This window comes from Microbacterium aerolatum, assembly GCF_007988825.1.
Classification (GTDB): Bacteria; Actinomycetota; Actinomycetes; order Actinomycetales; family Microbacteriaceae; genus Microbacterium; species Microbacterium aerolatum.
Genome location: NZ_BJUW01000013.1, coordinates 75,078 through 84,357, shown reverse-complemented (window position 1 = coordinate 84,357; position 9,280 = coordinate 75,078). Strand labels below are relative to the sequence as shown.

The following is a 9,280-nucleotide window of genomic DNA, read 5'->3' as shown; positions in this document are numbered from 1 at the left end:
ATCGCCGCACCGTCGCCATGATCCAGGCCGACGCGTTGAGCCTCTTCTGTGCGCACATGCTCGGTTGCACCTCGAAGGAGGTTCCGCTCGCCGGAGCGACCGTCATCGTGCGGATGAACCTGGACGACCTCGAGGCGGGCACCGGATCCGCGACGATCGACGGGGTCGACCAGCCGATCAGCGTCGCAGCGGCCCGCCGGATGGCGGCCGACGGCGGCGTGATTCCCGTGGTCCTCGGCGGTGACAGCGAAATACTCGACTGGGGCCGGGAGAAGCGACTCTTCACCCGAGCTCAACGCTTGGCGATCGCCGAGCGCGACGGCGGCTGCGCGATGTGCGGACTGCCGCCGCAGATGACCCGGATGCATCACATCCGATGGTGGAAGAGGCAACGCGGACCGACAGACCTGGTCAACGGAGTGCTCCTGTGCGAGAGCTGTCACCATCGCATCCACGACAACGGGTGGGATATCAAGATCGACGGAGTCGGCGCCTGCTCGAAGGTGTGGTTCATCCCGCCGCCGTACGTCGATCCGGCGCAGACGCCGCGGCTCGGCGGGCGAGCGCGGTTCGATCTCGTGGCGTGAGGGGCGCGTACCAAATCCGAGGCGTACGAAACTGACTCTTCCCGAACGACCTATAGCGATATATCGTTGAGCAACCCAGTTCGCTAAACCATCCCGCACCGCGCTTCGCGCACCGGGATCGAGGAGGTCACCATGAACGGCTCATCTCACGACAGCGGCTCCGGATCGGGCTCGCCCTTCGGCGGCTTCGGAGGATTCGGCTCCGGAGGATCCGGAGGCTTCGGACCCGGCCTCTTCGGCGGCTCGGGCGGCAACGGTGGCCCGGCATCCGCTCTCTTCGATGCCATGGACCAGCTCCGCAAGGCCTTCGAACCGCGCCCCAGCGGCTCATCACGAATGGCACGCGGCGACGTGCGTGCCGCCGTGCTCTCGCTCCTCGCCGAGGGGCCGATGCACGGTTATCAGATCATCCGCGAGATCGAGGAGCGATCCGGCGGCAGCTGGAAGCCGAGCGCCGGATCCGTCTACCCGACCCTGCAGCTGCTCTCCGACGAGGGGCTCGTCGACGCCGAAGAGCAGAATGGTCGCAAGACCTATTCGCTCACCGAAGCGGGCCGCGCAGCGGCCGAAGAGGCGGATTCCCCCGCACCCTGGGAGAGCACCGGCACCCGTGACGGCGGCCGCCACGTCGCCCTCGCGAAGGCGGGCATGGATCTCGCCGGCGCCGCAGCGCAGGTCGCCCGCACAGGCAGCACCGAGCAGGCCGACCGCGCCGTCGAGGTGCTCGACGAGGCACGCCGCCGGCTGTACGCGATCCTCGCCGAAGGATGAGCCACCGCCCGGCCCATCGCGCTCGCTACCGCCGCATCCTGCGGTTCGCATCGCTGCAGCTCGTGCAGGTGTGGTGGTTCGAGCTGTTCCTGCCGCGCATCGGGCTCGCCGCCGTCGCCGAGCGCACGCGCACCGACCGGATGCGGCGGATCGCCGAACGCTTCCACGTGCTCGCGGTCGAGCTCGGCGGACTGATGATCAAGGTCGGGCAGTTCATGTCGTCACGCCTCGACGTGCTGCCGCCCGAGATCACGAATGAGCTCGCGGGTCTCCAGGACGAAGTTCCCGCGGTGCCGTTCGCCGACATCAAAGCGCTCGCAGAGGCGGAGCTGGGCGTCTCGCTCGACCGCGCGTTCGCCTGGGTCGACGAGACCGCACTCGCCGCGGCATCCCTCGGCCAGGTGCACAGGGCGCGACTCTCCGAACTCGACGCGGCCGACACCGGGCTCGAGGACGTCGTCGTGAAGGTGCAGCGTCCCGGCATCGACGGGGTCGTCGCGGTCGACCTGGCGGCGCTCCGCAAGGTCGCCGGGTGGTTGCGGCGCGTGCGGATCGTGTCCGACCGGGTCGACGCGCCCGCGCTGGTCGAGGAGTTCGCGCACACCTGCATGGAGGAGATCGACTACCTGCACGAAGCCGCGAACGCCGAGCGCTTCGGCGAGAACTTCGCGGGCGATCCGCGCGTCTCGACCCCCGAGGTCGTCTGGGAACGGACCACGCGCCGCGTGCTCACCCTCGAAGACGTCACCGCCATCAAGATCAACGACACGGCCGCGCTGCGCGCCGCCGGCATCGACCCCGCCAAGGTCGCCGACACCTTCGCCGAGGTCATGTTCGCGCAGGTCTTCACGCACAGCTTCTTCCACGCCGACCCGCACCCGGGCAACATCTTCGTGACGCCAGGCGGCGACGGCTGGCGGCTGACGTTCGTCGACTTCGGCATGATGGGCGCGGTCCCCGAGGGACTGCGCAGCGGACTGCGCGCGGTCGTGATCGCCGTCGCGGCGCGAGACGGACGCAAGCTGGTGGATGCCGCGCAGGAGGTCGGCGTGCTGCTGCCCTCCGGCGACACCAAGGAGTTCGAGAAGGCGCTGACCGCCCTGTTCGCACGCTTCGGCGGCATGGGGTTCGCCGAGCTCAGCAGGGTCGACCCGCGCGAGTTCCGCGATTTCGCCCACGAGTTCGGCGATACGGTGCGGGCGCTGCCGTTCCAGCTGCCCGAGGGGATGCTGCTGCTGTTCCGTGCCGTCGCGCTGACGTCCGGCATGTGCAGCGGGCTGAACCCGGCGTTCAACGTGTGGGATGCCGTCGAGCCCTATGCCGCCCAGCTGCTGCGCGACGAGAGCGGTAACACGGTGAAGGCGTTCGCCGAGCAGGCGTGGCAGACCGCGGCGGTCACCGCGCGCCTGCCCGGCCGCATCGACGCGGTCATCACCGAGATCGAAGACGGCACGCTCACCTTCGACACCTCACGGCTCGAACGGCGGCTGGACTCGCTGGTCCGCATCGGCGTCCGCGTGATCTCCGCAGTGCTGTTCGCCGGTCTCGTCGTCGGCGGAGCACTGTTGATTGCGCCCGTGCCTGCACTCGGGATCGTGCTGCTCGCGGCATCCGTCGTGCCGCTGGCGCATGCCGTCTTCGGCGGCGTTGGACGGCGCTGAGACGGTCAGTCCTCGCTGGAGTGCAGGCCGCGATGCGCTGAGAGCAGCGTGATCTCGGGATGCTCCTGCGCCAGCATCCGCTCGGCGTGATCGAGCACGTCGCGGGCGCGGGCGGCATCCGCCGCGACCACAGAGACGCCGATCAGCGCGCGCCGATGCAGATCGTGCGCGCCGACCTCGGCCACCGTCACCTCGGTTCGGCGGCTCAGGTCGGCGATGAGCGGGCGGATCACGCTGCGCTTCTCCTTGAGCGAGTGCACTTCGCCCAGGAGCAGGTCGAACTCGATCCAGCCGATCCACATGCGGACAGTCTGGCACCGGATCGACGAGCGCTGTCGAGAACGGGGTGGAGTGACCGCGTTCGGCCGTGGACCGAGCAACTCGATCCACGGCCGATGCGCGGCGCCGCTAGGACGTGCGACGCAGGATCATCCCCGCGTGGTGCAGGATGCCGTCGATGAAGTCGCCGTCCGCGGTGAATCCGGTGTCATCCACGTAGTCGATGTGGTCATCGGTCACGACGTATCTGCCGGTGTACGCGCGCTCGCGCGTTCCGCGCGCTTCCACGTATCGGCCGTTCGGCAGAAGCTCGTGTCGGACGTGTCCGTCGGACGTTTGCCACATTCCGACGTAGGGATGGGTGGTTGTCTCAGGCATGGTGTGGCTTCCTTCGAGGTCAGCGGCGGTTGAGGATGTACGGCCCGTGGTGGAGGACTCCGCCGATGAACTCGCCGAAAGCCCAGAAACCGAGATCGTCAAGGTAATCAATGCGATCGCCGTCGATCCAGAACGACCCCTGGAAGGCGTGCGGGCGGCCCCCGCGGGTCTCGTCGTAGCGGCCATCTGCGGTGAGCTCCTGGTAGAGGAAATCGGTCTGGTCGATCCACATCCCCACATAGCGGCTCGTGGACGGAGAAACCTCGCTCACGTGACTCCGGTCGAGCCGTGCCGGAGCGTTCACCGTGCGCTCGCCGTTCCAGAGCGCGACCTTGCCGTCGATGATGATCGCAGCGATCGACTCAGGGTGCGCGAGCACGCGGGCGACAGCGCTGGCGGCGTCCTCGGCCAGTTCAGCGTCGACGACTGCGAAGGTCCCCGTGTTGCCCGGCCAGAGGGTTCCGACGTCCGAGGAGCGGTCGGGGTTGAGGCCGAGCGCGGCGCGAGCGTCGACCACCATCGGCACGATGACCATGCCCGTGCAGTCGATCACCAGAGCGTTGTCGTCACCCGCCGCGGTCACGATCCCGGGTCCTGTCCCGACGATGAATTCCTCGCCGAGGAGGATGTCGGCATCCTTCATCTCGTCGACCAGGGAGTCGAACAGGTGGACGCGCGCGCCGACGAACAGCAGCGGCTGCGCGTACTCGGCTTGATTGTCGATGATGCGTTCCAGCAACTCGGGTGTGAATGCGTTGTTCATGCTTCCTCCTCGATCTCCGTGGTGGAGATCCTGACCTCAAGCCTGCGGAGGTTGCCGGCCGGCAGGCAGAGCGCGGTTCACCCCGGCGGCTCGCACCCGGGTTGCGGGTAGTACCGTTCACCGATGGGGAGGTGCGGTGCACCCTGTTTCGCAGGACCCCGGACAGGCAGGCTGTATTCATGGCACGAAATGACCTCGGAGAGTTCCTCGCTGCACGCCGTGCCTCGATCAGTCCCGACGACGCCGGCATCCGGTGGAGTGGCGTACGGCGCGTGGCCGGGCTCCGGCGCGAGGAAGTGTCCATGTTGGCCGGCGTCAGCGCCGACTACTACGCGAGGCTGGAGCAGGGGCGTGAGCAGAACCCGTCCGCCTCCGTTCTCAACGCGCTCAGTCGGACGCTCGACCTGGCCCCGGACGCCCGCGAGCACCTGTACCGGTTGGCGGGGATCGCGCCGGCTCCCGCACCGTCACCCGTCGTCGAGAGCGTGGACCCGTCGTTGCTTCGGCTGATGGACGCGTGGCCCGACACTCCTGCATTCGTCCTCAATCGGCGGCTCGACATTCTCGCGCTGAATCCGCTGGCACGCGCGCTTTACTCCGCGTTCGAGAACCGTCAGAACCTGGCTCGAATGGTGTTCGCGGATCCCGCTGGCGCAGCGTTCTTCGAAGACTGGGACCGATCCGCGCATGCGAGCGTGGCCAACATCCGGCTGGCGTTGGGCTACGACGCACATGACAGCGCGACTCTGGCATTGGTGGAGGAGCTGCAGTCCAGCAGTCGGCGTTTCGCTGAGCTCTGGACGAAGAACGACGCGCGCGGGAAGAGCCATGAGGCCAAGGCGTTCATCCATCCGGATGTCGGACACCTCACGCTCGAGTTCAATGCCTTTGACGTGCGCGGTGCGACCGGTCAGCAGCTGATCGTCTACCGGGCAGAACCCGGATCATCGAGCGATGACGCTCTCAAACTGCTCGCGACGATCGTCGCCACTCGACAGAAATGTCGGGAACGCGGTGAGATGACACTAGATGTCACGCCCGGGGGGTCGCAGGGGTGCGACGGGGCGTCGTTATCGTGACACTTTCCGGGCTGGATGTGCGTTGCGACCCGTGAGGTGCTGCTCCTGATGGCGGTTGGGACGTTGAACGGGGGGGCGAGTTGCACGTGGGCGTTGACGACGGCTGCACGTACGTCGGCAACGTGCTCGCCAGGCTCGGCGTCCGTGACCGAGCCCAGGCCGTCGTCCGCGCCTACGATCCGGCTTCGTCCCCATGCGCCGCGCATGAGCGGCTCGCCGGATCACCCGCACGGGGGAGCGAACCTACCCGCGCGGGTGATCCATGGGCGCCACGAGCGTACGAGTCTCGAGTCATGGCAACTCATGAGATCGACACTCCGCACCGGCCGCACTCACCGGGGGCGCGGTCGCCGATGTTGCGGCGGCTCGACACTTTCGCCGTCGTCTGGTGGGCGGTCGGTGCGGTGCTCGCTGTTGTCGACGTCGTGCGGGGCGGGCATACGGCCCCGACCGCGATCGAGAGCGGCCTCCTGGGTGGCGTGCCGGATGCCGCGGCTGCGGTCGGTATCGCGGTGCTCGCGGTGCTCGGCGCCGTTACGGCGGCCTGGGCTCGCTGGGGTTGGACCACGACGCGGACCGCGCGGGCGCTGACGGCAGTCGCCGCCGCGGTCGTCTTGGCGGGCGCGGTGCCGCTGACGGACGCCACCGTGCTCACGGGGCTCGGCTACCTTCCCGTGATGCTGCTCATGGTCCCGTTCAGCGCCACGGCGCGCGGGAAGCTGGACTTCTACGTCGAGCCCGCTTTCTTGATCCAGACCGCCGTGCTCGCGGGGGCCGTGCTGCTTGCCGTGTCCGTGGTCCGGTACGTCCGGCGCTCGACCGCGGCGTGCGAGCGCTGCGGGCGTAGGCGCGATGGCATCGATCCGGGGTGGACGACGCCGGCCGCCGCGGCGCGCTGGGGCCGCGTCGCGACGCTGCTCGCCGCGGCGATCCCCGCCTTCTATGGGATCACCCGGATCGCCTGGGCACTCGGGATCCCTCTCGGCTACAGCCGGGAGAACCTCGAGTCGGTGCGCGCGGAGGCCCTCGCCCCCGACATCGGGCTCGGCTGCTTCGCCCTGGTGGGCGCGGCCCTGACTCTCGGACTCGTCCAGCGCTGGGGCGACTCGTTCCCGCGTTGGACGTTCGGGCTCGCCGGTCGCCAGGTGCCCGTACGCCTGGCGGTGATTCCGGCGACTCTCGTGGCGGTCGTCGTGCTGCCGGCTGGCATGACCGTCGTCGGCAATGCCATGCAGGACGGCATGGGCTCCTTTGGCGCCGACACGTGGGGCGCGATCCTGCCACCGATGATGTGGCCGCTGTGGTCGGTGGCCCTAGGCGCGGCGACGTACGCCTATTGGCTGCGGCGGCGTGGCACGTGCGCCACCGGCTGCCGCGGTTGAGGACGGACGACGCAGGCCTGTCCACAGTCAGGAAAGCCCACATATGCCGACGCGACGCCGCGGCGATCGCGTCGAAGCGTCCGGGGCTTGGTGGAGGTTCTCAGGTCACGGAGGACGAAAGTCATTGCAGCCTCCGCCCGAGCGCGCGGTAGCCGCTGCCGCCCGATCGGGCGTGTTTTGGTCGAAGCCTGGAGCAGTCGCGACATCCCATCCCCATGACGCTCCTGTCGCGACCTTGACGATCTCAAGTGACGAGGCGGGTTCCGGCAATTGCTGGCACAGGCGACTGGTTTCGGGAGGTCATCGCGTCTGGCTCCGAGGACCGGAGTGGTTCTAGATCACTCGATCCGCTCGAACATGGCCGACGCGAATCGCGCCCCGGAATCCCAGGTCGTGCGGTTCAGTCGTTCGCGTCATTCCGGGTCCACAGTTTGCGTGTCAAGTTGCGCAGCGAACACCGCCCCGGCAAAGTTCAGAAGTTCCTCATTGCTCACGATCGCGAGACCGCGCGCGGTATCGCCCAGCAGCAGGACCGTGTCTCCGGGCTTGATGTCAAAGATCTCGCGAGCCTCTTTCGGGATAACCAGCTGTCCCTTATCCCCAATGCGGGCTGTCCACGCATGCTTGCCCTCGGTCCGAGAAGTCATCCCCGTCCTCCAACCACTCAAAACTTCCCCTCAGTGTACACGAGACATATTAGTGCGTTGGAACGTACTAGTATGTCTCGTACCATGACAACACTTCAGATCGTCATCCTCAACGTGGGTATCGCGGCAGTAGGAATCATCGTTTCGCAGGCCATCCGAGTGCTCGTGGCCACCGTCAGAACGAAGAATTACTTCTGGGGTCCGGTCGACAAGGCCAGGGACATCGGGTTCGTTGAGAAGCAGATCGAACTACGCCCTGGGCTGCGCATCAACTACGCAGAGGGTCCAGTCGGAGGCATCCCGCTGCTTCTGGTCCATGGGCAGGGGATGACATGGGAGGACTACGGGCCTGTCCTGCCAAAGTTGGCATCGACCTATCACGTCATAGCAGTGGACTGCCATGGGCATGGTAAGTCCTCGTGGAATCCCGAGGACTACAACGTGAACACGATGGCCAACGATCTTGCCGACCTCGGCAGGATCCTCTTCAACGAGATGAGGTTTGTGGCATCTGGCCACTCTTCGGGCGGTCTCATCGTCGCCAGACTCGCCGCACTGCACGCGGACGCGGTGAGCGGTCTCGTCATCGAGGACGCCCCCTTCTTCAGCACCGAACCGCACCGCGCGGCGCGAACCTACGCATACATCGACTCGTTCAACTTCGTGGATGATTTCCTCGCGCAGGACGCTGAACCGGACTGGGTGTGCTTCTACATGCCGCGCAGCTACTGGAAACGGATGTTCGGGGAGGCGCTCTGGGGCTATTTCACCAGGGAAGTTGTCTCACAGCGCCACGCTGACCCTGGGCGCCTTCCCCTCATTCGATGGGCGGGCATCTCCATCAACCGCATCTGGGAGTCGGTCAGCCATCCCTACGACGTCCGATTCTCGAAGGCCTTCTCTGACTTCTCATGGTTCGACCGATTCGATCAATCCCAGACGTTGCGCGATATCGAGTGCCCGACGACCTTCATCAAGGCGACGACCCGATATGACAAGCGGGGGAACCTGCTTGCAGCACTCAGCGAGGAGGACTGCGAGCGCATCGGTTCAATTCTTTCCGACAACGAAACTGTTCACGTGCGCAGCTCCCACGATGTCCACTTTGCACATCCCCGAAGGTTCGCTAGTGCCGTCATCAAACTTGCCGAGCGGATCTAGCGAACGACGCATGGCTCATGCGCACGGGAGTCGAGTCCGTCGCCGCCATCGGAAACGAGCGCGGAAGCCGAATTGCCTGCCCGGGGGTTGCGGCAACGGGCGGTGCGCCAGCGGGTGCCAGAGCGAAACGCCGAACGGTCAGCATGAAGGTGTTAGTGGCCGGAGCCACCGGCGCCGCGTACATCGAGAAGCCCACGGCTTCCGTCTGTGAACTGGGCCAGGAGGTCGGGGACGTGTGAATCCCCCGACAACCGCGAACCGTGCCCGAAGGCGATTGCCAGCGGCTGCGACCACAGCCGTTCTACCTGCCCGCTGTAGTCCAGCGACGGTCACACCGATCTGCACCGCCGACAGGAACGTGTTGGGGTTGCGTGCCAGCGCGGCGGCGCGCTCACCACGCCGGCCGCGCGCGGCGATCGCGTTGACCTGGCTCTCGCGGAGGGTGACCAGCGCCATCTCGGTGCGTGCGAAGACGCCGCCGATGAGCACGAAGGCGATGACCAGCGCGATGTTCAGGATGAGGTCGCCGTTCATCGAACGTCAAGCCCTTCGTCAGCGTACGCCCGCCGAAT

Annotated in this window: 10 protein-coding genes and 1 pseudogene; 6 read left to right on the top strand and 5 right to left on the bottom strand. The window is 67.0% G+C overall.

Annotation, left to right across the window (positions count from 1 at the left end):
- From MAE01_RS13215 to MAE01_RS13205, 3 genes are all read left to right on the top strand, one after another.
- Nucleotides 1-587: HNH endonuclease signature motif containing protein (locus tag MAE01_RS13215; RefSeq protein WP_147040098.1), on the top strand; the 587-nt coding region annotated here is incomplete at its 5' end.
- 132 nt (nucleotides 588-719) lie between these two features.
- Entirely contained in the window at nucleotides 720-1,358 is a 639-nt protein-coding gene (locus tag MAE01_RS13210) for a PadR family transcriptional regulator (RefSeq protein ID WP_147040096.1), read from the top strand.
- Complete coding sequence (locus MAE01_RS13205) at nucleotides 1,355-3,019, top strand: ABC1 kinase family protein (protein ID WP_147040094.1); 1,665 nt, start codon at nucleotides 1,355-1,357, stop codon at nucleotides 3,017-3,019. The genes MAE01_RS13210 and MAE01_RS13205 overlap by 4 nt, the downstream gene beginning before the upstream one ends.
- 5 nt (nucleotides 3,020-3,024) lie before the next feature.
- Here MAE01_RS13205 and MAE01_RS13200 read toward each other — a convergent pair whose 3' ends face one another.
- The 3 genes from MAE01_RS13200 to MAE01_RS13190 form a co-directional block, all read right to left on the bottom strand.
- Nucleotides 3,025-3,321: a DUF503 domain-containing protein gene (locus MAE01_RS13200; protein ID WP_147040092.1), complete on the bottom strand. Its 297-nt coding sequence runs from the start codon at nucleotides 3,319-3,321 to the stop codon at nucleotides 3,025-3,027.
- A gap of 106 nt (nucleotides 3,322-3,427) precedes the next feature.
- Complete coding sequence (locus MAE01_RS13195; protein ID WP_147040090.1) at nucleotides 3,428-3,676, bottom strand: Atu4866 domain-containing protein; 249 nt, start codon at nucleotides 3,674-3,676, stop codon at nucleotides 3,428-3,430.
- Nucleotides 3,677-3,695: 19 nt separating this feature from the next.
- Complete coding sequence (locus MAE01_RS13190) at nucleotides 3,696-4,439, bottom strand: Atu4866 domain-containing protein (RefSeq protein WP_147040088.1); 744 nt, start codon at nucleotides 4,437-4,439, stop codon at nucleotides 3,696-3,698.
- A 179-nt stretch (nucleotides 4,440-4,618) separates the two neighbouring features.
- Between MAE01_RS13190 and MAE01_RS13185 the strand changes: the two genes are divergently transcribed.
- Both MAE01_RS13185 and MAE01_RS13180 read left to right on the top strand, forming a co-directional pair.
- Nucleotides 4,619-5,518 carry a helix-turn-helix transcriptional regulator gene (locus MAE01_RS13185; RefSeq protein ID WP_147040086.1) on the top strand — a complete coding sequence of 300 codons (900 nt, stop codon included), beginning with the start codon at nucleotides 4,619-4,621 and terminating at the stop codon, nucleotides 5,516-5,518.
- A gap of 293 nt (nucleotides 5,519-5,811) precedes the next feature.
- Nucleotides 5,812-6,900, top strand: coding sequence for a hypothetical protein (locus MAE01_RS13180; protein WP_147040084.1), 1,089 nt, complete (start codon nucleotides 5,812-5,814; stop codon nucleotides 6,898-6,900).
- Between the two features lie 413 nt (nucleotides 6,901-7,313).
- Here MAE01_RS13180 and MAE01_RS13175 read toward each other — a convergent pair whose 3' ends face one another.
- On the bottom strand, nucleotides 7,314-7,547 hold the full coding sequence (locus MAE01_RS13175) for an AbrB/MazE/SpoVT family DNA-binding domain-containing protein (protein ID WP_147040082.1): 234 nt from the start codon (nucleotides 7,545-7,547) through the stop codon (nucleotides 7,314-7,316).
- Between the two features lie 84 nt (nucleotides 7,548-7,631).
- Here MAE01_RS13175 and MAE01_RS13170 point away from each other — a divergent pair, with 84 nt between their 5' ends.
- Nucleotides 7,632-8,708, top strand: coding sequence for an alpha/beta fold hydrolase (locus MAE01_RS13170; RefSeq protein ID WP_186806245.1), 1,077 nt, complete (start codon nucleotides 7,632-7,634; stop codon nucleotides 8,706-8,708).
- A 291-nt stretch (nucleotides 8,709-8,999) separates the two neighbouring features.
- On the opposite strand, the pseudogene MAE01_RS13165 reads toward MAE01_RS13170, so the two are convergent.
- Nucleotides 9,000-9,242, bottom strand: a pseudogene (locus tag MAE01_RS13165) (CNNM domain-containing protein); the annotation flags it as partial.
- Nucleotides 9,243-9,280: the final 38 nt, after the last annotated feature.

Excerpts from the sequence above, each read along its gene's own strand:
- MAE01_RS13210 (WP_147040096.1), top strand. The coding sequence starts at position 720 with ATGAACGGCTCATCTCACGACAGCGGCTCCGGATCGGGCTCGCCCTTC.
- MAE01_RS13205 (WP_147040094.1), top strand. The coding sequence starts at position 1,355 with ATGAGCCACCGCCCGGCCCATCGCGCTCGCTACCGCCGCATCCTGCGG.
- MAE01_RS13200 (WP_147040092.1), bottom strand. The coding sequence starts at position 3,321 with ATGTGGATCGGCTGGATCGAGTTCGACCTGCTCCTGGGCGAAGTGCAC.
- MAE01_RS13195 (WP_147040090.1), bottom strand. The coding sequence starts at position 3,676 with ATGCCTGAGACAACCACCCATCCCTACGTCGGAATGTGGCAAACGTCC.
- MAE01_RS13190 (WP_147040088.1), bottom strand. The coding sequence starts at position 4,439 with ATGAACAACGCATTCACACCCGAGTTGCTGGAACGCATCATCGACAAT.
- MAE01_RS13185 (WP_147040086.1), top strand. The coding sequence starts at position 4,619 with ATGGCACGAAATGACCTCGGAGAGTTCCTCGCTGCACGCCGTGCCTCG.
- MAE01_RS13180 (WP_147040084.1), top strand. The coding sequence starts at position 5,812 with ATGGCAACTCATGAGATCGACACTCCGCACCGGCCGCACTCACCGGGG.
- MAE01_RS13175 (WP_147040082.1), bottom strand. The coding sequence starts at position 7,547 with ATGACTTCTCGGACCGAGGGCAAGCATGCGTGGACAGCCCGCATTGGG.
- MAE01_RS13170 (WP_186806245.1), top strand. The coding sequence starts at position 7,632 with ATGACAACACTTCAGATCGTCATCCTCAACGTGGGTATCGCGGCAGTA.